A 25639-nucleotide genomic window follows, 5' to 3' on the forward strand; every position below is an offset into this window, starting at 1 on the left:
ACTACTTTGCTTTTTTTCTAATCTTTTTAGTCCAAAAACCACCTGAAATATATTTAGGTTCGTGAGAAATAATAAATGCCCTCTCATCCAATTCTTTAATTAATTTATATAACGCACGTTCATCTTTTCTTGGTGTTAATATTTCGAGAATAACTCGGCGACCATCTTTTCCCTCACCATAAGTTTTAGTGACACCATAACCTTCATTTCTAATCTCAGCACTTAAAATGGGTTTTAAATCGTCATCAGGAATAATAGCAGTCACCATAATGTAACCAAGTGCTAAATAATCCTCAATTCGAATCCCAACACTTATCCCAACAGCATACCCAAGAGCGTAAACAAAAATATTTAAGGGGCTATCAATGTGGTTTAAAACCATAGAAAGGCCGACAATATAAATAGTTATTTCCACCATGCTGACTAGTGGGGCGATTACCCTATATCCTTTCATCGTTAACATGAAGCGTATGGTGTTGAGAGTAATGTAACAAAAATTAATAGTGAAAATTTTAATAAGAACTGACCAATCCATTGAAAAACCTCCTTTTTAAATAGCAAATCTACCTGTATGCTATCATATTATTTCACAAAATGTAAACGCTTTTTAGATTAAAATATAGTAAAAAAAAAGGGATGTATGTTAGAATAAAAGGTGTAAACGTTTTAGCTATTAAAAGTCGCCTAGGAGGGTTTTTATGTTATTTTCAAATAAGGAAAGAATAGAACACTTAGAAAAAATGTCAGAACACGAATTAGATGTTTTAGTCATCGGTGGTGGAATTACTGGAGCTGGAATCATCTTAGATGGTGTTAGTCGTGGCTTAGATGTAGGCTTAGTAGAAATGCGTGATTTTTCTTCAGGTACATCAAGTAGGTCAACCAAACTAGTGCATGGTGGATTACGTTATTTAGCGCAATTTGATGTCAAAACTGTGGCAGAAGTAGGACAAGAGCGTGCGGTTGTTTATGAAAATGCACCCCATGTAACAACACCACTAAAAATGGTATTACCGTTTTATGCAGCAGGAACATTTGGATCATTCACAACGTCGATTGGTTTAGATATTTATGACAGGTTAGCTAGAGTAAAAAAAGATGAACGTAAATTTATGTTAGATAAAGAGGAATCACTATTAAGAGAACCATACTTAAGACGAGATGGCTTAAAAGGGACAGGTGTATATGTTGAATATCGAACTGATGATAGTCGCTTGACTCTTGAAACTATTAAAAAGGCAAATGAATTAGGTGGCTTGATAGCAAGTTACACAAAGGTTGTTAAGCTTCTTTACAGTAACATCACAGGTCAAATAATAGGTGTACGTGTGTTAGATATGATCAATCAAAAAGAATATCCAATTTATGCTAAACGCGTGATTAATGCGGCAGGACCTTGGGTAGATAAAATTAGAGAAATGGATAACTCTAAAAAAGGTAAATATTTGCATTTAACAAAAGGAGTTCATGTTGTTGTCGATGAGAAAAAATTTCCGATTTCTAACTCTATTTATTTTGATACCCCATTTAATGATGGTCGAATGATGTTTGCTATACCAAGAGAAAACAAAGTTTATATAGGAACAACAGATACATTTTATGAAAAAAATCCAGCAGAACCAGAAATCAAACGTGAAGATGTGTTATATATTATTAATGGCGTTAATGAGATGTTTGATATTGATCCATTATCAATTAAAGACGTTGAATCAGCTTGGGCAGGTGTGAGACCGCTTATTCATGAAGAGGGCAAAGATCCTTCTGAAATTTCAAGAAGAGATGAAATCTTTGTCTCAGATAGAGGACTTTACTCAATTGCAGGTGGTAAATTAACTGGTTATCGTAAAATGGCAGAACAAATCGTTGATAAAGTCTTAAAAGATATGGCAAAAGATTTTGAAGCGGAATATGTTCCTTGTCAAACGAAAAATCAAGTATTATCTGGTGGTGAAGTTGGCGGAAGTCTTGGATTTGATGAGTTTGTACGTGATGGTATTCGAATTGGTACTGAAAACTATAATTTAGATCATGACGTGGCAAGTCAATTAACCCATCGATACGGTGCTAATGTGACGAAAGTTTACAACTACTTAATGGAAACTAATCCAACTGAGTTAGATGATGCAACGTATGCTATGTTACGTTATGGTTTAGAAGAGGAAATGGTTATTCATCCAATTGACTTCTTATTAAGAAGAAGTAGTACTATGTTGTTTAACATTGAAAAATGCCTAGCTATTAAAGACGGTGTGATTCAATATATGAGTAACTATTATGATTGGAACGAAGAAATCCTAGAAAGAATCAAAACAGAAGTCGAAGTAGAAATAAACCAACATGTGAACTATAACTTATAATCAAAAAACCGCTAAGACCTAAATCTTGGCGGTTTTTTGAGTTAAAAATTTCATACTAAGGTTATTTAGTTGATCTGGTTTTAATTTTGGAACAGAATGCCCACAATTTTTAACAATTTTAAGTGTCGCATTTGGTAGGTTTTTAACAAAAGAGCCTAATTTTTCTGGTTTAACAATGTCATGATCTCCTAAAATAAATAGTGAAGGGACATTAATTCGTTTGGCTTGCTCTGGCAGAATAGGTAGATCTTTTCGAGCCAATTGAAAGACTCTAGATTTCTTTTTAGAACGAAATACATTTTTTGCCATCCAATATAAATTGTTTGAAAGCATCCGTTGATAAGGCGTTAATTGATCAAACGTAATATTAGGTGAAACAAGTACCATTTTGCTTACTAAATTTTGATTGTAGGCCGCAAAAGTCAAGGCAATATTTGCACCATCACTAAAGCCAAAAAACGATGCTTTTTTTATTTTTTCATTTTTTAGGATGTCTTTAATATCAGCCATAATTTGCTCAAAAGTCAGTTTGTTGGCTTTGTTTTTTGAGCGGCCGTGATCTCTTGTATCCATAAGAATTAATTGATAATTATTTTTAAAATAATCAACTTGACGTTTAAAATATTGATGACTGCCACTGTTACCATGGATAAAAAATAGCGGTTCTCCTTGACCGATTGTTTGATAAAAAATCGGTGAGCCGTCTTTAGCAGAAATTATTTTTTGCATATCAATCGTCACTTCTTTCTAATAAAAAATTAAAATTGTAATTCGTAAATCTTAGAAGGTCTACCAACCCCAGTAGGCTTTTCTCCAATTTCCTTAAAGTAAGGTAACATTGATTTTTTAAAATTAGAATGATCAATTTCTCGGTAGTTTACGCCTAAAAACTTAGCATAAACTTTTCTTGCTTCTGTAATTGTAAACTCATTTCCTAAAACACGCAAGACTTGTGGCTCGTGATACATTTTATTGCAAACACGGTTAAAGGCTTTAATAATAATATCAGAATGGTCAAAGGCCAGTGTCTCTTCACCAAGGGATTCGCCTGTTTTAATATTTAAAACAATCTCAGACTCATCTGGATTTTTTAAGTAAAGAAAATCACCTTTTCTATCTAATGAGAACCAAGAAGCATCATAGGCTTGATCACCTGCTTTAAGTGGCTCCTCGCCAATAAAGGCTAAATAACTAACAGTAATCACCCAACCACGAGGATCACGACCTGGTGTACTGAACGTATGCAGCTGCTCGATATGACTACGTGTTATTGATACATTTGTTTCTTCTTTTGTTTCTCTTAAACAACTGTCAGATGTGGCTTCTCCGTTACGAACAAATCCTCCTGGAAGTGCCCAAGAGTTTTGGTAAGGGTGAGTATTTCGTTTAATTAATAGTAATTTAAAATCATCATCTTCTTTATTGTAACAAAACAAAACCATGTCAACTGTGACAGATGGCATATCTTGTGTTGGGAAATGTTGTTTTTTATACCAATTTAAAAATTCTTTTTCAGTAACTTGTGTTTCATAGTAATGACGCTCTTCGGTTTTTGATGTAAATGAAGACATACGAAACTTCCTTTCTTCACGCTGTGCTTATGCTTAACATTATCATTTTATCAAATAAATGTCACTAATCAAGGGATTAATGGTTGAAATTTTAAAAGATATTTGATATTATGATGACGAATTTAAGAAAGGGATAGGTAAGTCAACTATGTGGAAATCATTCGCTAACTAATTTTTTTAAAATAAAAAATTACGAGTGGATGAGTGTGCCCATTTTACCTATACTAAAAAGCAAAGAATATTTTTTTCTGTTTCTTTGTGTAATTTTTGTATACATAAAAAAGCTAAAGCATCCATTCGTAAGCGAAAGGATGTTTTTTTATGTCTATAAAAATAAATAAAGTTAAGAAATATATTGGAGAAAGATTATTAATTGATATTCCAAGCTTAAACCTAAGCGGTAAGGAAATAATTGGAATTGTTGGAAAGAATGGAAGTGGAAAAACAACTTTCCTTAAGATGATTGAAGGAAAAGTCCCCGTTGATGAAGGTAGTATTATTTGTTCTGATAAAATAGCAGTCATTGACCAACTACTAAGTGATGACAATCAAAAAAGTGGTGGTGAACAAACAAAAGAAAAAATAAGGGAAAGTTTAGCTGAGTACAGTGATATTTTATTAGCAGATGAACCAACTAATCATTTAGACTCAGCGGGACGTTCTTATTTGATTAAAGAATTGAATCGCTTTAAAGGACTAGTTTTAATCGTCTCACATGACCGTGACTTTTTAAATCAAGTTTGTGATAGTATTTTAGAAATACATGAAAGTAAAACGAGGCTTTATCCGGGTAACTATAATAATTATCTGTCTCAAAAAGAGCTTGAAGAAAAAGAATATGCCAAAAAGTATGCCAACTACATTCGAGAGAAAAATCGATTAGAAGGTGCCGCTCAGGAGTTACATGATAAAAGTTCAGGAATAAAAAAGGCGCCTAAGCGGATGGGTAACTCTGAGGCAAGACTTCATAAAAGAGGAAAAGGCCAATTGGCTAAAAAAGCTTTGTCTAAACAAGCCTTAGCAATAGAGACTAGGCTAGATAAACTGGAAATAATCGCGACTCCTAAAAAAGAAAAAAAGTTAATTATTCCCTTTTTAGAAGGACAGATTATTCATAAAAAGCAAGTAATTGAAGCTACAGACTTTAATCTATCTATAGGAAATAAGCCGTTACTTGTAGATAGTCAATTTCAAATTAGAACAGGTAAAAGAACGGCTTTAGTTGGTAATAATGGCGTTGGAAAAACAACTTTATTGAAAGCAATTATAAATAAACATGAGCAATTATGCTTATCAGAAAAAGCAAAATTTGCTTATTTCAGTCAATCTTTCAATCAACTAGATGACTCTTTGTCCGTCTTAGAGAACGTTCAAAAAACTTCGATTTATGAGCCACAAGCGGCTAGAGATTTATTAGCCCATTTGTTATTTAGAGGTGATATGGTTAATAAAAAAGTAAATGTACTTAGTGGTGGTGAAAGAACCAAGCTCGCTATTGCTAAGATGATTTTAAGTAAGAATAATGTGTTGATTTTAGATGAACCAACTAATCACTTAGATATAGAATCGTTAAATGTGTTAGAAGAGTCACTTAAGTTGTATCAAGGAACTATTATTTTTGTCAGCCATGATCGTTATTTCATAAAAGCTGTTGCTGATGATATTTTAGAAATTAAAAATAAAAAAATAATCAAACCGTTAGAAAATAATCGACCGATTAAACGAGAAAAGAAAAAAGAAGATAAAATGATTTTAGAGATGAGAAAGACATCCCTACTCTCACAGCTTTCTCTACTAAGTGATGAAGAGAAAAAAGGTAAATTAGAAAAAGAGTTAGAAGAGGTTCTTTCACTTTTGAAAAATTAACTAATTTTATTTGAGTGAGCATATTAGTTTTCTTTTTATAGGGTAGGGGGTATATTGGGTGTATCAACTATGTGGAGGTCAATTATGTTTTTATTCAAAAAAGTTCCAAGTATATCGGTGGCACAGTTAGAGGAAAAGTTAGCAGAACCAATCGAATTAATCGACGTTCGAAGTAAAATGGAATTTAGCAGTGGGCACATTTCACGAGCTAAAAACATTCCCTTAGATAAAATAGCCAATTTTAAACCAAAAACGAAGGGCCCTATTTATATTATTTGTCAGTCAGGGGCAAGAAGTAAGCAAGCCGCAAAATACTTAAACGATCAAGGGTACGAGGCTTATAACATTGATGGTGGCTTGATGCGCTGGACAAAACAACTAAAGGTAGGTAAATAATAATGAGAACTGTGATTATTGGTGGCGTTGCTGGTGGTATGTCTGCGGCAACTCGTTTAAGACGATTAGACGAAACGATGGATATTGTTATTCTTGAAAAGGGCCCCTATGTGTCATTTGCAAACTGCGGTTTACCCTACTACGTATCTGGTGAAATCAGTGAACGTGATGATTTATTAGTTCAGACACCTGAAAAGCTAAAGGCGCGTTTTAATTTAGATGTTCGACCATTTTCAGAAGCTGTGGCGATTGATGCTTCAAACAAGACCGTATCAGTAAGTCATGTCGATGCCACATATGAATTAACTTATGATAAATTAATTTTATCTCCTGGAGCGAAGCCATTTATTCCACCGTTTGAAGGAATAGATGAGGCAGATAGTGTGTTTACCTTAAGAAATGTACCTGATGTGGACAAAATTATGACTAATATTGATAACCAAAAACCCAAAAAAGCTGTAGTAATTGGAGCTGGTTTTATTGGTTTAGAAATGGCTGAAAATTTAGTACATCGTGGTATTGAAGTAACGATTGTAGAAATGGCCCCTCATGTTTTGCCAACTGTTGATTCAGAGATGGCAAGTTTTATTACGAATGAATTAGTTGCCAATGGTTTGAATGTCCTAACAGAAAAAAGTGTCGTGTCATTCAAAAATCAAGGAAAAACATTAATTTTAAATACTGGTGAATCAATTGAGACAGATTTAGTTATTTTATCAGTTGGTGTTCGCCCTGAAAATGAATTAGCGCAATCAGCCGGGATTAAACTAGGAATGCGTGGTGGTATTTTAGTAGATGCGTCATATGAAACGTCAGTTAAAGATATTTACGCAGTAGGAGATGCCATTATTGTAACCAACCAAATTACAAATGAAGATACCATGATTGCTCTAGCTTCGCCAGCAAATCGCCAAGGCAGACAAGTAGCCGACGTTATTGCAGGTATGAAACGTACAAATAGAGGAAGTATTGGAACGGCCATTGTTCGTGTCTTTAATCAAACCATTGCTTCCACTGGTTTAACAGAAAGACAGTTAGAAAAATTAGGCTATGATTTTCAAGTGGTTCACGTGGATGGTAAAAACCATGCAGGGTATTATCCAAATGCCAGTATGATTTTCTTAAAACTATTGTTTAATCCAAAAACGGGAGAAATTTATGGTGCTCAAGCTGTTGGAGCTGACGGAGTAGACAAACGGATAGACATTCTAGCAACAGCAATCAAAGGAAAACTAACTGTTGAGGATTTACCAGAGTTAGAATTAACTTACGTTCCACCATTTGGTTCAGCTAAAGATGTGGTGAATATGGCAGGATATGCCGCGCTAAATATTATAGAAAATATCACACAAACGATTCAACTTCATGAATTAGAAGACGTTAAAAAAACGGGAGCGTATTTAGTCGATGTTCGAACTAAAAAGGAGTTTGCTAAAGGAAGTATTCCAGGGTTTATCAATTTACCTCTTAATGAGCTACGCGAGAAAATGAATGAGATTCCTAAAGATAAAGAAATCATTTTAAGTTGCCACAGTGGTCAAAGAAGCTATATTGCTTCACGCATGCTTGCTCAATATGATTACAACGTAAAAAATTTAGATGGTTCCTATTTACTTTATCAGGCAATTAATGAAAATAAAAAGTGAGCGGAGGAGGAAATAGAGATGGCAGGGCAAGAAGAAACGAAGAAAAAAATTGAAAACCGTTTAAAACGAAGTGAAGGTCAAATCCGCGGCGTCTTAAAAATGCTTGAAGAAGATAAAAGTTGCCGTGATGTAGTGATTCAACTTTCAGCAATTCGCTCGAGTATTGATCGAGCGATTGGTGTTATTGTGGCAGAAAATCTGAAAGAGTGTCTAGCTATGGAGGACATGAGTGCTGAAGAAAAAGATGAAAAAATTAAAGAAGCCATTGAGTTAGTTGTAAAAAAATAAAAATTAGTGAACGGTTGCTAATATCCTTTTAGCAACCGTTTTTCATTTAAAATGAAAATTAAATGATAAAAAAATTAGAGTTTAGGATTGACAGGTTAAATCCTAATTGGTATGATGTTGTCAATAAGAAAAGCGTTGAGAAGAAGAGTACATTTTTGAGAAAGTTTTAAGAGACCTCGGCTGGTGAGAAAGAGGAACTGGAAGAAGATGGAATATGGTCTTTGAGCATAAAAAAGTGAGCGATTTAGTTAACTTTTTTCGGGAGTTCCCGTTACCGGACAACAGTATTTAGAGATGAATAATCTTGCGTACTGGGTGAGGTCGTTATTGTGAAATAATGACAAAAAAAGGTGGTAACACGATAAAAGCTGTCGTCCTTTGTTTACTTTTAGATAAAAGTAAATAAAGGATGGGAGCTTTTTTTATTTTCTAAATGAAGGAGGAAACAATATGAGTATCATTGAATTAAAAAATGTAAATAAAATTTATCACACAAAAAAACAACAAGTAACAGCAGTTAATCAAGTAAATTTAACAATCGAAAAAGGGGGAATATTTGGCATAATCGGTTATTCAGGTGCCGGTAAAAGCTCGTTAATAAGACTTTTGAATAACTTGGAAACTCCAACATCAGGTGAAGTTGTTATTAATGGAAACAATGTTAGTGACCTAAAAGGAAAAAATTTGCGAGATTTCAGAAAAAAAATTGGAATGATTTTTCAGCATTTTAACTTACTTTGGTCAAGAACAGTGATTGATAATGTTATGTTACCTCTTGAATTAAGCAAAGTACCAAAGGAAGAGCGACGAAAAAAAGCTGAGGAGTTAATTAAACTAGTTGGCTTAGAAGGTAAAGAAAATGCATATCCTAGCGAGTTGTCAGGTGGACAAAAACAACGAGTAGGTATCGCTAGAGCCTTAGCTAATGAACCTGAAATTCTATTGTGTGATGAAGCAACGAGCGCACTAGATCCTCAAACAACGGATGAGGTTCTTGACTTATTGCTTGATATTAATCAAAAATTGGATTTAACGATTGTTCTAATCACTCATGAGATGAATGTTATTCGAAAGATTTGCCATAAAGTAGCAGTGATGGAACAAGGTCAAGTTATCGAAACAGGTGAGGTGCTATCTGTTTTCAAAAACCCACAACACAAAGTAACAGAGAAATTTGTGAAACAGGATGCTTTAGTGGATGGGGAAGAAAACGAAGAGGCAATATCTTACTTATTACGGGAGTATCCAAGTGGGATGATCGTTAAATTATTATTTGAAGGAAATAAAGCAACTGAAGCAGTTATTTCAAAAGCAATTCGAGAGTTTTCAATTGATATTAACGTTCTTCAAGCAAATATTAGACAAACCAACCGTACCTCATTTGGAACGATGTTAGTGCAAGTGACCGGTGACTCTAATTTGCTAAGTGAAAGTTTAGTTTTCTTTGAGAAGAATGGTTTAGGAGTGGAGGTACTTCAGTATGGATAAAGGGTTTTTTAAAACATATTTCGATTTTAGTGGAGTAGATTCAGCAGCGTTTTCTACTGCCACTAAAGAAACATTATATATGACATTTGTCTCAATGTTTTTTGTTATTGTTATCGGTATTTTGCTAGGGTTATTACTTTATTATTTTTCAAAAAGTGAGAAGCCGGCATTTAAATTTGGGTACGGCGTTGTTTCTTTAATTAGTAATACATTTCGTTCCATTCCTTTTATTATATTAATGATTCTATTGTTTCCAGTTGTGAAAGCACTCATTGGCACAATGCTTGGACCAAGTGCAGCAGTACCGGCTCTAGTATTGTCAGCAGCACCATTTTATGCTCGCCTCGTTGACATTGCTTTTCGTGAAGTAGATCAAGGGGTGCTAGAAGCAAGTGAAGCCATGGGAGCAAGTAGAGGGCAAATTATCTTTAAAGTGTTGATTCCAGAAAGTTTGCCTGCTTTAATTTCAGGAGTGACTGTTACAACTATTACTATGATAGGCTTTACGGCAATGGCAGGCGCTGTTGGTGCTGGTGGGCTTGGAACGTTAGCGTATCAAGCAGGATTTATGGGGAATGATTACTCCATTATTGTGTTAGCAACTCTTTTAATTTTATTGATTGTTTTTATTGTTCAGTGGGTTGGAGATGTATTAGTAAAATTAGTTGATAAACGCTCAACTTCAAATGATACAGTAAGTCGAAAAAAAATCGGTGTAAGTTTTGGTGTAATCGCTGTTGCGGTTGTGGGATTATTTTTCCTTGTAGGTAATAACGGAGAAGCTAAAAAGGAAGTTGCCCCAACAATCAAAGACACTTTAACAGTAGGTGCTTCAACAACACCTCATGCAGAAATTTTAGAACAAGCTAAACCTTTACTAGCTGAAAAAGGTATTGATTTAAAAATAACTGTGTTTCAAGATTTTGTCTTACCCAATAAAGCTTTAGCTGAAAAAGAAGTTGATGCCAATTATTTTCAGCATATTCCTTACTTAGAAAAAGAAATCAAAGATAAGCATTATGATTTTGCTAATGCAGGTGCCATCCATTTAGAAAAAATGGCCTTTTATTCTAAATCAGTCAACAAATTAGATGATATTAAAGACGGGGCAACTGTATTAGTAAGTAATTCTCAAACTGATTGGGGTCGTGTGATTACCATGTTACAAGATGCCAAACTAATTACTGTAAAGGAAGGAACAAACTTGCTTGAAGCAACTTTTGATGATATTGAAGACAATCCTAAAAAATTGAAATTCAAGTATGATATTGATCCAGCTATTATGACTACTGCTTATGAAAATAATGAAGGTGATCTAATTGCGATTAATGCCAATTTTGCTGAAAATATTGGCTTAAATCCAGAAAAAGATGGAGTCATCATTGAAAGTAATAATTCACCATATGCTAATGTTATTGCTACAAGAACAAAAGACAAAGACGACAAGCGAGTGAAGGCATTGATTGATGTACTTCATTCAAAAGAAATCAAAGAATTTATCAACGAGAAGTGGAACGGGACTATTTCAGTTGTTGATTAATTAATAAAAAATGAAGGTTTTAAATAGGAGGAAAATAAGAATGAAAAAGAAATTATTATCATTGGGATTAGTCACGCTATTGACGTTAGGTCTAGCAGCATGTGCCGGAAGTGACGCTAAGAGTACAGAAAAAAAATCAAAAACAGAAAACAAAACATTGGTGGTAGGGGCTTCTCCAACACCTCATGCAGAAATTTTAGAGCAAGCCAAACCACTACTAAAAGAAAAAGGCTATGATTTAGAAGTGAAAGTATTCCAAGACTATGTGTTGCCAAATAAAGCACTAGCTGAAAAAGAACTTGATGCGAATTACTTCCAACACATACCTTATTTAGAAAAAGAAATCAAAGATAAAAATTACGATTTTGCTAATGCTGGTGCGATTCATTTAGAAAAAATGGCTTTTTACTCTAAATCAGTTAAAAAAGTAAGTGATGTAAAAGATGGAGCAACTGTGTTAGTGAGTAACTCTCAAACAGACTGGGGACGCGTTATTACAATGCTTAAAGACGCTGGACTTGTTGAAGTGAAAGAAGGAACTATTTTAGTTGAGGCAACGTTTGACGATATTGAAAAAAATCCTAAAAACTTGAAATTTAAATACGATATTGATCCAGCAATCATGACAACAGCGTATCAAAATGACGAAGGTGATTTAATCGCAATAAATGCCAATTTTGCTGAAAATATTGGCTTAAATCCAGAAAAAGATGGCGTGATTGTTGAAAAAGATAATTCACCATATGCCAATGTGATCGCCACAAGAAATGACGATAAGAGTGACGAACGAATTAAAGCATTAATAGATGTTCTACATTCAAAAGAAATCAAAGAATTTGTTAACACGAAATGGAAAGGTACTATTTCAGTTGTTGATTAACCTTCAAAAAACAGCAATCCAAAAGACGTTTTAAGACGTTCTAGGATTGCTGTTTTTTTATTATTTAAGTTAGAAAGGCTTTTTTTGCTAAAAGAATGAGATAATCAATACTGTCATCTTGGGAAATATCATTTAAGGTGAAAGCTTTTAATTCCCAAAACATTGGTTTTTCAAAACTTACATGAAGTACGGTAGAAAATGGAGAGGTGAGTTCTAAAATTCTCTCAGGAATCAGTGTCACACCAAGGCCAACACTAGCCAGTTTATAAGCCGTAGTAATATTTTCTGTTTCCATTATGATATTAGGTTTAATTTTTACTTCTGTGCAAATTTGATTAAGATAGCTCCGTAGTTTTTGTCCTTTTTTTAAGGTTAATAACGGTAATTCCAATAATTTTTGTTGGCTGATAGTTTGATTGGTTAATTTAAATGATTCTTTGATACTTGGTGCTAAAGCCAGTTGGATTTCCTCTCTTAAAATAAATGATTCTTCATAATAAGAAAAAGCGTGATCTTGGTTAAATGAATCCGTAAAAAAAGCAATATCGATTCGTTTATTATCTAACCACTCAATTAAGTCTTTTGTTTTCCCCTCTTTCATCTCAAGCTGAACACCTGGATATTTTTCTTGAAAGGCAGGTAGTATTCTTGGAAGAAGTAAACTCCCCCAATAACGAGTAATACCTAAAATAATTTTTCTTTTTCTAGTAGGTTGAAAACTTTCAATTTGTTGGTGAAGTTGTTTTTCGAGATAGGTGATTTCATAAGCAATCTTCAAATAAGAGTTTCCAGCATCGGTTAACTTGATTGGTTGACGTGTTCGGTCAAACAGGACAATACCCAAATCTCTTTCCAATTTTTGTATGTATTGACTAAGTGAAGATTGCGCCATATATAAATTTTCAGCAGCTTTAGAAAAGCTACCTGTTTCTGATATTTCAATCACGTATTGATATTGTTTAGTAAGCATATTATCACTTTTTCCTATATTTTTTATTAGTTAATAGTATTAGACGATACGATAAGCTCATTATACAATAGAATTATTAAAGATGCAGGAGGTTTTTTTATGGAAGAACTAAGAGTATTGGTACCAAATGGCATGATGGGATATGGATTTCCTATTGAAGATTTTGAAAGAGGTATGAAGGAATTACCACATGCAATTGTTGTAGATGCAGGATCAACAGATAGTGGTCCGCAAAAGCTAGCATTAGGAGAGATGACATGTCCAGAGTCTGCTTACTATAAGGAATTATCAATTTTAATACCGGCAGCCAAAAGTGCTAATATACCTTTAATTGTCAGCTCAGCAGGTGGAGATGGCACGAATCAGCACGTTGATTTATTTGTCAATCTTGTTGAAAAAATTGCTAAAGAAAAAAACTTATCAATTAAAGTAGCATCTATTTATAGTGATATTCCAAAAGAAAAAATTGTTGGAGAATTAAAAAATGATAACATTGTTCCAATGACCAATGTGCCACAATTAACAGAAGAAGACATTGCAGAAACTTCAGTTATCACTGCGCAAATGGGTGCAGAACCTTATTTAAATTTATTGAAATTAGACGAAGAAAGACCCGATGTGATTATTGGTGGAAGAACCTATGATCCGTCACCAACAGCTGCGTTAGGTATCTATTATGGGTTTTCACCAGCATTAGCGTGGCATATGGGAAAAATTATCGAGTGTGGAGCAATTTGCTGTGTTCCAACAGGAAAAACAGTTTTAGGACGTTTAAGAGCAGATCATTTTTTAATTGAACCTATGAATCCAAAATCAAAAGCGTTGCCTCATTCAGTTGCTGCTCATACAATGTATGAAAAAAGTAGTGCAACATTATTACCAGGACCAGGTGGTATTTTGAACTTGAAGAACTGCGTGTTTGAAGCAGAAAACGAACGAGTAGCCCGCATTAGTGGTAGTCAATTTGCAGAGGATGATATTTACCGTATTAAGTTAGAAGGCGCAAAAACTGTAGGGTATCGCTCTATTACAGTTATGGGATTAAGAGACCCTATCTTGATTAGTCAACTGGATGATGTACTAAATTATGTGAGAGAACAAGTAGAAAAGGAACTTCCAGAAGAAGTGGCACAAAGCCAGCTTATCTTCCATCCATACGGGAAAAATGCGATCATGCAACATTTAGAAGGATTAAGTAATGAAGTGGGACATGAAGTTTGTGTGATTGCTGAAGTGGCTTCACCGACTCAAGAAATGGCTCAATTAATCGTTAACCGTGTTCGAACAACACTGCTACATTACCATTATGAAGGTAGAATTGCCACATCAGGAAATATCGGTATGCCATTTACGCCACTAGAAATACCTTTAGGGTTAGTGTGCCAATTTAGTGTGTATCACTTGATGGCAATTCCTGATCCAGTGAAAGAATTTGAAACTAAAATAATGGAGGTAAAATAGCATGTTACTTCAAGATTATGCACAAGTTATCCGTAGCAAAAATTCAGGCCCCTTTGAATTGACGATTGATATTATTTTTAAAAGTTTAGAAGATTACCTGTTTTTTAAAGAAAAGCAACTATTAGATATCGACAAAGTAGCTACTCTTTATCAAATGAAGAAGGAAGATATTATTAATTTTGAATACTTTGAAGCAGCTAGAGGAATAAAAATTACGATCCCAAGACCTTGGAGTCAAGGTAGCATCGGTGAAAGTGATATGCATGGTTCACAACAATATGCGAATCTCTTAACCGTTGAAGTGCCAGTAAATTAGAAAAATCCCCATATAAAAAGGAAGTCAGTTGAAAAACCGACTTCCTTTTTTAGATTCGTATTTATTCTCCAGCTGCTTCGTGTGCTTCAAGATCTTCTTCATTACCTTCAACAAGAGTAATTAATTTCTTATTAAAGATAAATAGAAGCGCTGCAGCAACAATTAAGACAATTGGAATACCAACATAAGCTTGCATCATATCAAATTTCAAAACAAATGCATACATGTATCCATAACCTTTACCAGCTAAGAATGAAGCAATAATCCAAACACCCATCATTACTGATAAAATTCTCTTTGGAGAGTATTTAGAAATAAATGAGTTACCTAATGGAGAGAAGAACATTTCACCTAAAGAAAGTAAGATAGAGAATAAAACAATCCAAATCATACTTGCTTTAGCATCTTCACCTGCGCCAATACCACGTTGGAATTCAGCAGCAATTAACATTAAGTAAGAACTTCCAAGGAATAGTAATCCAATTCCAAGTTTTTTAAACAAACTCATATCACCTTGGGGTCTAGCAGCTAGTTTCATCCAAAGAATACCTAAAATTGGGCCTAAGACAATACACCATAAACCATTAAGTGAGTCAAACCAAGAAGTTGGAACGTTGACACTTCCGACTTGAGTTTGAATAAATTTGGCCATGTAATCGTAAACTGATAAATAAGACATATACCAGAATAACCAGAAAATAACCGAGAAGAATGAGATTAAGATAATTGCTAGAACACGTTTTTTCTCAAGTTTAGTCAAAGGTTTTTTGACTGTATCTTTTTTATCTTTATCTACACTTATTTCTTCTGTTTCTTTAAATGGACGTTTACCAGCATCACCTAGGAATCTCCAACCAAAGATAAACCAAACACCACAAACGAAACAGATAATTGCGGCAAATAGGAAACCTTCAGAGAAACCACCTATTTTACCAGTATTAAACATATTAAATACGATAAAAGAAATAATAGTTGTTCCGATGAACGAACCAATATTAACGAATGAATATTGAGTTGAAAAGGCTGCATCAAGTTCTTTTTTATCTTTAAACAATTGTCCTGTTATAGCAGATAAATTACCTTTGAAGAAACCAGTTCCAATTGAAACTAGAATAATCATTAAATTAATCATGCCAACACTTTCACCTACAGAACCAACATAATAACCGATAGCCATAATGAAAGCTCCTAGAGGAATTAAATATTTAGCTCCAATGAAACGGTCAGCAATATATCCTCCAAATACAGGTGCAAGGTAAGTATAGGCTACTAAATTTGCTTGTAGAATAGCGGCTTCACCATTACTAATACCTAATCCTCCATCAATTATTGCAGTGGTTAAGTAAATATAAAGCAACCATTTTGCAGAGTAGTAAGCCATTCTCTCAAATGTAAAAGAAATCGAACAGAAATAAAACGATGCCGGTCGTTTGTTTGACGGCTTAGTAGCAACATCATTCATAATTGTACCCCTCTCTAAGTTCCATAAATTTAGTCATGTTTATTTAACCAATCAATAAGCATTGGGACATATTCATCAATTTGATCCACAAAAGGCATGTGACGACTATGTTGATATAATTCCCACTGAGAATTAGGAATTTTATCATGCATCAATTTAGCAATGTATGGTGTACATAAATCATCAGCCCCACTAGTAATTAGTGTTGGAGTATCAATTGTGTGAAGTTGATCGACATAATAAAAGTCTTTTAACGTGCCACTTGGTGTATATTCATTAGGCCCCCATGCGTATAGATAGGCCTGCGAACCAGAATTTTTCTTTCTTCTTAATGGTTCTGGTAACTCAGGTGAAGGATTATCAGCTGCATGTCTCACCATAAAGTGATCATTGGCAGTTAAGTAAGCTTCACTTGTGAAGTCATTGGTTTCCTCCGCAATGCGAATGGCTTCTTGATCTTCTTTTGAAAGGTACTTAATTAAACGATGTTGTTCTTCACCCCAAAGTTTTGACGACGGAAGAGTACTTGATAGAATCGCACTTTTTAATCCCTTAGGCTCATAAGCACATAGATAATCTATCACCATCATTCCACCCCAAGATTGGCCAAGTAAATGAATTTCATCTAGATTTAAATGCTCTCTTAAAGCAATTAATTCGTCAATCCAAGTGCTTGCTTTCCATAATGATGGATCATCTGGCATTGAAGAAAGGCCACAACCTAATTGATCATACATAATTAATTGACGATCGTCTTCTTTGGCAATACGATCTAATAATTCAAAATAATTATGTGTTGATCCTGGACCTCCGTGAAGTAGCACAAGAGGTTTTTTATTTTTGTTTTCTTTCCCAACAATCCGGTAGTAAGTTTTATAGTCTAAATAAGGCATGTAGCCTTCTTTAATTGTCATTTGAAAAACTCCTCCTTTTTAGAGATGATTAACCAATGATTTCTAATTCCTTAGAAACATGATTTAAGTTTTCATAACCATCTTCAGTACAAATAATTAAATCTTCAATACGAACGCCAACTTCACCTGGAATGTAGATACCTGGTTCAACGGAGAAAATCATGCCTGGTTCACAAACAGCAGTATTTGATCCTGAAACGTCTCCTGTTTCGTGACATTCGATACCAATAAAGTGACCAGTTCTATGAGTGAAGTACTCACCGTAACCTTTTTCAGTAATGTAATCACGAGCAGCTGCATCAATATCACAGAATCTAACTCCTGGTTTTACCATTTCGATCGCACGTTTATTCGCTTCTAAACATGTTTCATAGACGTCACGGCTTTTTTCTGATACTTCTTTATAGAAATAAGTACGTGTCATATCTGAACAGTAAGAGTTTTTAACGCCACCAATGTCTAAAATAATGCTATCGCCAACTTTAACTGTTGAATTATCAGTCATATGATGAGGGTCAGCGCCGTTTGCACCGTAAGCAATAATTGGATCAAACGAGAAGCCACTGTTTCCTAAATCTTTATAGATAGCAGCTAAACGATCAGTCATTTCTAATTCATCTAACTCTAAAGGAACTAAGTTTTTAAGTTGAGTAATTGCGTTATCGTTATCTTTTGAAACATCTCTCATTAATTCTAACTCTGCTTCATCTTTATGAGCACGAACATTATCAGTAATTGTTGAACCATTCATTAATTTAGCTTCTGGTTTTTTATTTAGTAAGTCTAATAAGAATTTAGAAGGCCAGTTTTTGTCGATACCAATTTTTTTGTCAGTATAAACAAATTTTAATACTTCAGCTACAGCGTCATCTGTATCATCAATATAAACAAGGTTAAGTCCTAAATCTTCAGTGATAGGGAAAAGTTTATTAACCACCAATGTATGCTCACCTGAGTCTGATAACACTAAGACTAATAGACGTTCACCTGGATGAATCCAGTAACCTGTTAAATAAAAAATTGTTGCTGGGTCTGAAATAAGTAATTGACCAACATTTTCTTGTTTCATTTCTAAAAGCATTTGTTCTGTACGGTTTGTTTTCATTTGGTAAGACTCCTTATTGTTATTATATTCACAAGTAGGTTGAAGCGTTCCTTTCTCATCACTCGCATCAATCATTAAATTTTGTTGTTCATTGTGGTACAAACTTATTATCCTCATAATAAAACATTTTGACAATGATAAAAAACAAATATTATTTAATTGTCATTTGAATTTAATGTACCACTAAATCGAATGTTTGTGAACTGTTTTTTTTAATTACTTATGATACAAAATTGCTGTCTTTAGTTTTAGAATTAGAATGATTATTGATAAAACGAAAAAAGCGATACCAATGTTATCTAAGCAAGAAAAACAAATAAATTAAAAATGAAGTTCACAGACTTTTGAAGAAAGCCAAGTGAAAGGTTTAGAGCTATTTAAAAGATAATAAAAAAATGAGAAGATAGTCTTTTTTTACAGAAAATTTAGAAGGAACTAGATGATAATTGTTCTCTTTTATGAGCAATAAATGGTAGTATCTCTCATCGTATTTTTATAATTGAGTTTGAAAAAACACATATTATTTTAATTATTTAATTAAAATTTGTGGATTAAGTTTTACGGATTGCTTGATTAAGGTATAATTAAGTAGATAAAGTGTTTTCAGTAGGAGGATAAAAATGAAAAATAAATGGTTAGCGTTAGGAATGGTAGCAAGTTTTATGGTTACTGCCAATGTATTAGCTGAAACCCAAGACAAAACAGAAAGCTCAACGAGTCCAAGTAGTAGTAACAAAGTAGAAACTGTAGCTGAACAAAAAGAAAGTGATACGTCACCGGTGAAGAAGGATAAAGTTAAATTAGATGTTACATCTACTTTTTCTATCAATACTGATAAGATTGAAGTAGGAAAATCCGCACAATTAAGTGTTGCACCTGTATTAGGTGTGAAACTTGAAGGTGAATATACATCTAGTAAAAATAAGGTTGTTGAAGTAACTAAAACTGGAGAAGTTAAGGGGTTAAAAGCTGGGAAAACAACAATTGGGCCAGTTTATTTACTGTCAGATAAAACAAAAGAAGACATAAAGAAAGCTTATATCAAACAACCCGGACATGAAGAGATTGCGATAGAAGATATTGAACTTGTTGTTTCAATGAAGCAACAAGTTATTCCAATTGAAGTCGTGACATCGACTGAAACAAAGGAACATAAAGTAAATATTACACCTCATTTTTCAGTGGATAAGGAAACTCTAGAAGTGGGGCAAACTGGTAAAGTTTCTGTTGCTCCTATTGAGGGAGTTGATGTTATAGGAAAATTTAAAGCTGCAAAAAATGATAATATTAGTTTAGCAGAAGAGGGTACCTATACAGCTTTAAAACCTAATGATTCTGCAGTTTTATTACCACATTTTGAGCTATCAAAAGAATCCTTAGAAGCAATAAAAGCGGCTTACATTAAAAAGCCAGGAAATGAAAATGTTAAAAAAGAAGAGATTACATTTTATCAAAATGAATCATTACAAGTTTTCCATATTAATATTCCCAAAATAGTCGTTGGTATTAACTGGAATTCAACTGTTAGTCCTGAAAAAATAAAAGTTGGTGAAACAGCCAAATTATCAATGGCTTCTCAACATGGCTATACACCGAAAGTGAAATATCCTTTAAACAAAGAAAATAAAAATGTAAAAGTAACTGAAGATGGTGTCGTTACAGGGATTAAAGTTGGAAAGACAAGTATTAACACAACATTTAATGAGTTACCAAAAGAAGAAGAGGACAAAATAAAGGAAGCGTATCTAAAAGAAAAAAAATTAACTAACCTAACTATTGAGGACTTAGAAATTGGTCCAAGACCAACCAATTTCAGTTGGGCAGATGTTGAAGTTATCCCGTCCTCAACAACGGGTGGTGGTAGTAATTCAAATAACTCTAATAATAGTAACAAGAAAACATATGCTCCAGTGAAAAAATTACCTAAAACAGGGGAAACTCAAAATAGTTTAATGATTATTTGGGGATTTGTTGTCATTAGCGGTGTGTTATTCTTAGGAATGATTAAAAATAAAAAAGAATTAGAAAAGTAATTAACTAAAAGTTTGTGGCACGAAAAAAAGTGTCACAAGCTTTTTTTGTTAAAAGAACAAGTTAAGCTCCTTTTATTCATAGTTTTTTAATTAGAGTGATTCTTATGTGTGTGAAAGCTTCTCATAGTAAAAATAAAGTATTAAAATAAACAAGTGAAACTGATTGAAGTTAATTCTCAATTGAGCTAGAATAATGAGTGTAGGAAAAAATGTTAATTAGATAACAAATGGAGGGAAAAGAATGTCCGTTTTAGAAATAAAAAACTTACATGTCGGAATTGAAGACAAAGAAATCTTAAAAGGTGTTAACTTAACCATGAAAACTGGGGAAATCCACGCTATCATGGGACCAAACGGAACAGGTAAATCAACCTTATCTGCTGCGATTATGGGAAACCCTAATTATGAAGTAACTAAGGGAGAAATTCTTTTAGACGGTGAAAACGTTTTAGAAATGGAAGTTGACGAGCGTGCTCGTGCTGGTCTATTTTTAGCGGTTCAATACCCAAGTGAAATCCCAGGCATTACTAATGCTGAATTCATGCGTGCAGCAATTAACTCAAAACGTGATGAAGATGATAAAATTTCAGTGATGGATTTCTTAGATAAATTAGATGAAAAAATGGCTCTTTTAGATATGCCAGAAGAAATGGCTGAAAGATATCTAAACGAAGGTTTCTCTGGTGGAGAGAAAAAACGTAATGAAATTCTACAATTACTAATGTTAGAACCAACGTTTGCTATTTTAGATGAAATTGATTCAGGTCTTGATATTGATGCACTTCAAGTTGTTTCAAAAGGTGTGAATGAAATGCGCGGAGATAACTTCGGTTCATTAATCATTACTCACTACCAACGTTTATTAAACTATATTGTGCCAGATGTGGTTCATATTATGATGGAAGGCCGCGTTGTGAAAACAGGTGGTGCTGAATTAGCGAAACGTTTAGAAGAAGAAGGCTACAAAGGAATCAGTGAAGAATTAGGAATTCATTTTGAAGAAGAGGAATAATGGAAAGGAGACAAGATAAATGAAAACAGTTGAATTTAAAGATTATCTTGACGACATCACATTATTTTCAAGCAGTCAGGAAGAACCAAAATGGATGTTAGATTTACGTCTTAAAGCTTTAGAAAAAGCGAGTGAACTTGATTTACCAAAAATTGAGCGAGTGAAATTTCATCGTTGGCCATTAATGAATGTTGGAAATCTAAACGAAGAAGTATTAGGTAATCCAGTTTTACCATCATTTGATGAGATGGAAGATAATCCAATGATTATTCAAGGTCGAACAACGACTCTTTATGAACAAATGCCAGTTGAATTAGCTGAGCAAGGGGTTATTTTTACTGATATCTTTACAGCAATGAAAGAACACAGTGAATTAGTGGAACAATACTTTATGACTAAAGCTGTTCCTATGGAAGAAGACTGTTTAACAGCATTCCATGCGGCCTTAATGAATGGTGGGGTTTTTCTTTATGTCCCTAAAAATGTTGTTGTAAAAGAGGCATTTGAATCATTGTTTTTCCATAATAGTGAAGATAATAGCGCTTGGGTGAAACACGTGTTAATCGTTGCTGATGAAAATAGTGAATTAACTTATTTAGAAAGACTTCATTCAGAAGGCGAAACAAGTGAAAAATTATCAGCTAACGTTGTTGTTGAAGTTGTTGCTAAACGCGGCTCTAAAGTAAAATTTGCAGCTATTGATCGTTTAGGTAAAGATGTTAGCACTTATATGAACCGTCGTGGTTATGTGATGCGTGATGCGAGTGTTGATTGGGCATTAGGTATTATGAATGACGGAGATGTGATTGCTGATTTTGATTCTGATTTAGTAGGTGAAGGTGCTCACTCAGAAGTCAAAGTGGTTGCCATCAGCTCAGGTCGTCAAACACAAGCGATTGATACACGTGTAACAAATAAAGCGTCCCATTCAATTGGTCATATTTTACAACATGGTGTGATTCGTGACCGTGGAACGTTAACATTTAACGGTATTGGACATATATTAAAAGGCGCTAAAGGAGCTGACGCACAACAAGAAAGTCGTGTGTTAATGCTTTCTGATAAAGCAAGAGGAGATGCAAATCCTATCCTTTTAATTGATGAATTTGAAGTAACAGCAGGACATGCGGCAAGTGCTGGTCGTTTAGATCCAGAGGAATTGTACTATTTAATGAGTCGTGGCTTACCACAAAAAGAGGCAGAAAGACTAGTAACAAGAGGATTCTTAGGTTCAGTTATTACAGCGATTCCAGTTAAAGCTGTGCGTGAAGAATTTGTTGAAGTGATTGATAGAAAGCTGGCTGATTAATATGCTGGATAAATCAATTAAACAAGACTTTCCTATTCTGTTTCAAGAGGTCAACGATGAGCCACTTGTTTATTTAGACAGTGCAGCAACAAGTCAAAAACCAAAACAAGTGATTGATTCACTGGTTTATTATTACGAACATGACAATGCAAATGTGCACCGTGGTGTTCATACCTTAGCAGACCGCGCCACAACAAAATACGAAGACTCACGAGAAAAAGTTCGTCAATTTATTGGTGCTAAAAGTACTAAAGAAGTGCTCTTTACACGTGGGACAACAACGGCTTTAAATTGGGTATCTCGTAGTTTTGGAGATAGCGTGGTTGAATCAGGTGATGAAATATTAATTTCTCAGATGGAACACCATTCAAATGTAGTGACTTGGCAAGAACTAGCACAACGTCAAGATGCTAAGCTAGTCTATGTAAATTTGACTAGTGACGGCGAGCTTGATATGGAAGACTTTGAAAGAAAAATTAATGAGCGAACAAAAATTGTTTCAATTGCTCATGTTTCTAATGTCTTAGGTGTGACGAATCCAATTAAGGAGATTGCCGAGTTAACCCATGCTGTGGGTGGCTACTTAGTTGTTGATGGAGCTCAGTCAGTTCCGCATATGGCAGTTGATGTCGTTGATTTAGATGCTGACTTCTTTGCATTTAGTGGACACAAAATGTGTGGTCCAACTGGAATTGGTGTTTTATATGGGAAGCAAAACTTATTAGAAAAGATGGATCCAATTGAATTTGGTGGAGAGATGATTGATTTTGTTCACCATGATCATAGTACTTGGACGGAATTACCTTGGAAATTTGAAGCAGGGACACCAAACATTGCCGGAGCAATTGCTCTTGGAAGTGCAATTGACTACTTAACTGAGATTGGTATGGATAATATTCATCAACATGAACAAGAACTTGTGGATTATGTTTTACCAAAATTATTAGCCATTGATGGTTTAACTGTTTACGGACCAAGTGATTCTAAAAAACACAGTGGTGTAATTGCTTTTAATTTAGACGGCATTCATCCACATGATACAGCGACTGCTCTTGATATGGAAGGTGTTGCTGTTCGCGCTGGGCATCATTGTGCGCAACCTTTATTATCTTATTTAGAGGTTCAATCAACTGCTCGTGCTAGTTTTTATTTTTACAATACAAAAGAAGATGCAGACCGCTTAGTTGAAGCGATTATTGCCACAAAGGAGTTTTTCACCAATGGCTTTATCTAGATTAGAAAATTTATATCGGCAAGTGATTTTAGATCACACGAATCACCCTCGAAATAAGGGAGTTCTTAATGAAGCAACAAGTCAAATCGAATTAAATAACCCAACTTGTGGCGATGTGATTCAGCTTCAATTACAAATTAAAGATGATTTGATTGAAGATGTGAGATTTGATGGACATGGTTGCTCAATTAGTATGGCAAGTGCCAGTATGATGACAACTGCAATCAAAGGCAAAACTGAAAAAGAAGCCATTGAAATTATTGCCAGTTTTCTAGAGCTAGTGCAAGGTGAAGAAGTTGAAGATAAGAAAAAACTTGGAGATGCTGGTATGCTTTCAGGCGTTGCTAAATTCCCTGCACGGATTAAATGTGCGACATTAGCATGGAAAGCTCTTGAGCGGGGCATTATTCAAGATAGTGAAACAACTGTCGAAGGACACAGACATACTGAAGGATAAGGAGTGTAACCAAAGATGAGTGAAGTACCAGAATTAGAAGAATATAAATTTGGTTTTCATGATGATGTTAAACCAATCTTCAGTACGGGCGAAGGCTTAACAGAAGATGTTGTTAGAGAAATTTCAGCACAAAAAAATGAACCAGAATGGATGCTTGAGTTTCGTTTAAAATCATTAGAAGCATTTAACAAAATGCCGATGCAAACATGGGGACCGGATTTATCAGACATTGATTTTGCCAAAATTAAATATTATCAAAAACCAAGTGATAAACCAGCTCGTGACTGGGATGATGTACCAGATAAAATCAAAGAAACCTTTGAGCGAATTGGTATCCCAGAAGCAGAAAGAAAATACTTAGCAGGCGCATCTGCTCAGTATGAATCAGAAGTGGTTTACCACAACATGAAAGACGAATTTACAAAATTAGGCATTGTCTTTACTGATACAGACACAGCTTTAAAAGAATACCCAGAAATATTTAAACAATATTTTGCTTCATTAGTGCCACCAACTGATAACAAGTTGGCTGCACTAAACTCTGCTGTATGGTCAGGTGGAACATTTATATATGTACCAAAAGGTGTCAAAGTAGATGTGCCACTGCAAACTTATTTCCGGATTAACGCAGAAAATACAGGACAATTCGAACGAACATTAATCGTTGTAGACGAAGGCGCAAGCGTGCATTACGTTGAAGGATGTACAGCACCAACTTACTCAAGTAATAGTCTTCATGCAGCAATTGTTGAAATCTTTACATTAAAAGATGCTTACTGCCGTTATACGACTATCCAAAACTGGTCAGATAACGTGTATAACTTAGTTACAAAACGCGCTAGAGCAGAACAAGGCGCTACTATTGAATGGATTGATGGTAACTTAGGTGCCAAAACAACCATGAAATACCCAAGTGTTTACCTTGAAGGAGAAGGCGCTCGCGGAACCATGCTATCAGTAGCATTTGCTGGAGCAAACCAAATCCAAGATACAGGTGCTAAAATGATTCATAACGCACCAAACACATCAAGTTCAATCGTGTCAAAATCAATTTCAAAAGATGGCGGCGAAGTGAACTACCGTGGTCAAGTAACATTTGCTAAAAACAGCCCAGGATCAATCTCTCACATTGAGTGTGATACGATTATCATGGATGAATTATCGAAAAGTGATACCATTCCATTTAACGAAATTCATAATAGCCACGTGGCACTTGAACATGAAGCAAAAGTATCAAAAATCTCAGAAGAACAATTGTATTATCTAATGAGTCGTGGATTAACAGAAGCAGAAGCGACAGAGATGATTGTTATGGGATTTGTGGAACCATTTAC

Annotated in this window: 23 protein-coding genes, 1 pseudogene and 1 other annotated feature; of the genes and pseudogenes, 17 read left to right on the top strand and 7 right to left on the bottom strand. The window is 34.4% G+C overall.

The genetic code is table 11. The features are described from left to right. Position 1 precedes the first annotated feature (1 nt). Complete coding sequence (locus RR554_RS03870; protein ID WP_332462412.1) at positions 2 to 535, bottom strand: DUF2179 domain-containing protein; 534 nt, start codon at positions 533 to 535, stop codon at positions 2 to 4. 163 nt (positions 536 to 698) lie between these two features. Here RR554_RS03870 and RR554_RS03875 point away from each other — a divergent pair, with 163 nt between their 5' ends. Continuing rightward, positions 699 to 2357, top strand: a complete 1659-nt coding sequence (locus RR554_RS03875; protein ID WP_332462411.1) for a glycerol-3-phosphate dehydrogenase/oxidase — start codon at positions 699 to 701, stop codon at positions 2355 to 2357. A gap of 18 nt (positions 2358 to 2375) precedes the next feature. On the opposite strand, the gene RR554_RS03880 is transcribed toward RR554_RS03875, so the two are convergent. Beyond that, complete coding sequence (locus RR554_RS03880) at positions 2376 to 3086, bottom strand: alpha/beta fold hydrolase (protein WP_332462410.1); 711 nt, start codon at positions 3084 to 3086, stop codon at positions 2376 to 2378. Positions 3087 to 3115: 29 nt separating this feature from the next. Then, a complete protein-coding gene (locus tag RR554_RS03885) occupies positions 3116 to 3928 on the bottom strand; it encodes an NUDIX hydrolase (protein WP_332462409.1) in 813 nt (270 codons plus the stop codon). Positions 3929 to 4249: 321 nt separating this feature from the next. Between RR554_RS03885 and abc-f the strand changes: the two genes are divergently transcribed. The 8 genes and pseudogenes from abc-f to RR554_RS03925 all read left to right on the top strand — a co-directional run bounded on the left by abc-f (position 4250) and on the right by RR554_RS03925 (position 12032). Beyond that, on the top strand, positions 4250 to 5794 hold the full coding sequence (abc-f, locus tag RR554_RS03890) for a ribosomal protection-like ABC-F family protein (protein ID WP_332467455.1): 1545 nt from the start codon (positions 4250 to 4252) through the stop codon (positions 5792 to 5794). An 84-nt stretch (positions 5795 to 5878) separates the two neighbouring features. Then, positions 5879 to 6190 (top strand): rhodanese-like domain-containing protein, encoded by a 312-nt coding sequence (locus RR554_RS03895; protein ID WP_332462407.1) that lies wholly within the window; start codon positions 5879 to 5881, stop codon positions 6188 to 6190. Positions 6191 to 6192: 2 nt separating this feature from the next. Continuing rightward, entirely contained in the window at positions 6193 to 7836 is a 1644-nt protein-coding gene (locus tag RR554_RS03900) for an FAD-dependent oxidoreductase (RefSeq protein WP_332462406.1), read from the top strand. Between the two features lie 18 nt (positions 7837 to 7854). Then, positions 7855 to 8124 carry a metal-sensitive transcriptional regulator gene (locus RR554_RS03905; RefSeq protein ID WP_332462405.1) on the top strand — a complete coding sequence of 90 codons (270 nt, stop codon included), beginning with the start codon at positions 7855 to 7857 and terminating at the stop codon, positions 8122 to 8124. 126 nt (positions 8125 to 8250) lie between these two features. Next, positions 8251 to 8506, top strand: a binding site (T-box leader). Positions 8507 to 8574: 68 nt separating this feature from the next. Then, entirely contained in the window at positions 8575 to 9612 is a 1038-nt protein-coding gene (locus RR554_RS03910) for a methionine ABC transporter ATP-binding protein (protein ID WP_332462404.1), read from the top strand. After that, positions 9605 to 10288 (top strand): annotated as a pseudogene (locus RR554_RS03915) (methionine ABC transporter permease); the annotation flags it as partial. The gene RR554_RS03910 and the pseudogene RR554_RS03915, both read left to right, overlap by 8 nt. A gap of 33 nt (positions 10289 to 10321) precedes the next feature. Further along, entirely contained in the window at positions 10322 to 11152 is an 831-nt protein-coding gene (locus RR554_RS03920; RefSeq protein WP_332467462.1) for a MetQ/NlpA family ABC transporter substrate-binding protein, read from the top strand. A gap of 40 nt (positions 11153 to 11192) precedes the next feature. Continuing rightward, the gene (locus tag RR554_RS03925; protein WP_332462403.1) at positions 11193 to 12032 is read left to right on the top strand and encodes a MetQ/NlpA family ABC transporter substrate-binding protein; all 840 of its coding nucleotides are present in this window, start codon (positions 11193 to 11195) and stop codon (positions 12030 to 12032) included. Positions 12033 to 12096: 64 nt separating this feature from the next. Here the strand turns inward: RR554_RS03925 and RR554_RS03930 are convergent, their stop codons facing one another. Continuing rightward, positions 12097 to 13002, bottom strand: a complete 906-nt coding sequence (locus RR554_RS03930) for a LysR family transcriptional regulator (RefSeq protein ID WP_332462402.1) — start codon at positions 13000 to 13002, stop codon at positions 12097 to 12099. Positions 13003 to 13101: 99 nt separating this feature from the next. Between RR554_RS03930 and RR554_RS03935 the strand changes: the two genes are divergently transcribed. Together RR554_RS03935 and RR554_RS03940 are read left to right on the top strand one after the other, a co-directional pair. Next, positions 13102 to 14463, top strand: coding sequence for an acyclic terpene utilization AtuA family protein (locus RR554_RS03935; RefSeq protein ID WP_332467456.1), 1362 nt, complete (start codon positions 13102 to 13104; stop codon positions 14461 to 14463). Position 14464: 1 nt separating this feature from the next. Beyond that, positions 14465 to 14779, top strand: a complete 315-nt coding sequence (locus RR554_RS03940) for a DUF4387 domain-containing protein (protein ID WP_332467457.1) — start codon at positions 14465 to 14467, stop codon at positions 14777 to 14779. Positions 14780 to 14840: 61 nt separating this feature from the next. Here RR554_RS03940 and RR554_RS03945 read toward each other — a convergent pair whose 3' ends face one another. The 3 genes from RR554_RS03945 to RR554_RS03955 are packed head-to-tail and all read right to left on the bottom strand — an operon-like array spanning position 14841 to position 18260. Continuing rightward, complete coding sequence (locus RR554_RS03945; protein WP_332462399.1) at positions 14841 to 16241, bottom strand: peptide MFS transporter; 1401 nt, start codon at positions 16239 to 16241, stop codon at positions 14841 to 14843. Positions 16242 to 16270: 29 nt separating this feature from the next. Further along, entirely contained in the window at positions 16271 to 17155 is an 885-nt protein-coding gene (gene pepI, locus RR554_RS03950; RefSeq protein ID WP_332462398.1) for a proline iminopeptidase, read from the bottom strand. Between the two features lie 28 nt (positions 17156 to 17183). Continuing rightward, entirely contained in the window at positions 17184 to 18260 is a 1077-nt protein-coding gene (locus RR554_RS03955; RefSeq protein WP_332462397.1) for a M24 family metallopeptidase, read from the bottom strand. A 620-nt stretch (positions 18261 to 18880) separates the two neighbouring features. On the opposite strand from RR554_RS03955, the gene RR554_RS03960 reads away from it, so the two are divergent. The 6 genes from RR554_RS03960 to sufB form a co-directional block, all read left to right on the top strand. Beyond that, positions 18881 to 20293, top strand: coding sequence for an LPXTG cell wall anchor domain-containing protein (locus RR554_RS03960; protein ID WP_332467458.1), 1413 nt, complete (start codon positions 18881 to 18883; stop codon positions 20291 to 20293). A gap of 241 nt (positions 20294 to 20534) precedes the next feature. Beyond that, positions 20535 to 21305: a Fe-S cluster assembly ATPase SufC gene (sufC, locus tag RR554_RS03965; RefSeq protein ID WP_332462394.1), complete on the top strand. Its 771-nt coding sequence runs from the start codon at positions 20535 to 20537 to the stop codon at positions 21303 to 21305. 19 nt (positions 21306 to 21324) lie between these two features. Beyond that, positions 21325 to 22614 (top strand): Fe-S cluster assembly protein SufD, encoded by a 1290-nt coding sequence (gene sufD, locus RR554_RS03970; RefSeq protein WP_332467459.1) that lies wholly within the window; start codon positions 21325 to 21327, stop codon positions 22612 to 22614. 1 nt (position 22615) lies between these two features. Then, on the top strand, positions 22616 to 23848 hold the full coding sequence (locus tag RR554_RS03975) for a cysteine desulfurase (protein WP_332462392.1): 1233 nt from the start codon (positions 22616 to 22618) through the stop codon (positions 23846 to 23848). After that, positions 23835 to 24305, top strand: a complete 471-nt coding sequence (gene sufU, locus RR554_RS03980; RefSeq protein ID WP_332462391.1) for a Fe-S cluster assembly sulfur transfer protein SufU — start codon at positions 23835 to 23837, stop codon at positions 24303 to 24305. The genes RR554_RS03975 and sufU overlap by 14 nt, the downstream gene beginning before the upstream one ends. Before the next feature lie 15 nt (positions 24306 to 24320). Next, positions 24321 to 25639: Fe-S cluster assembly protein SufB (gene sufB, locus RR554_RS03985; RefSeq protein WP_332467460.1), on the top strand; the 1319-nt coding region annotated here is incomplete at its 3' end.

Origin of the sequence: Vagococcus sp., assembly GCF_036639995.1 — a bacterium.
Taxonomy (GTDB): domain Bacteria; phylum Bacillota; class Bacilli; order Lactobacillales; family Vagococcaceae; genus Vagococcus.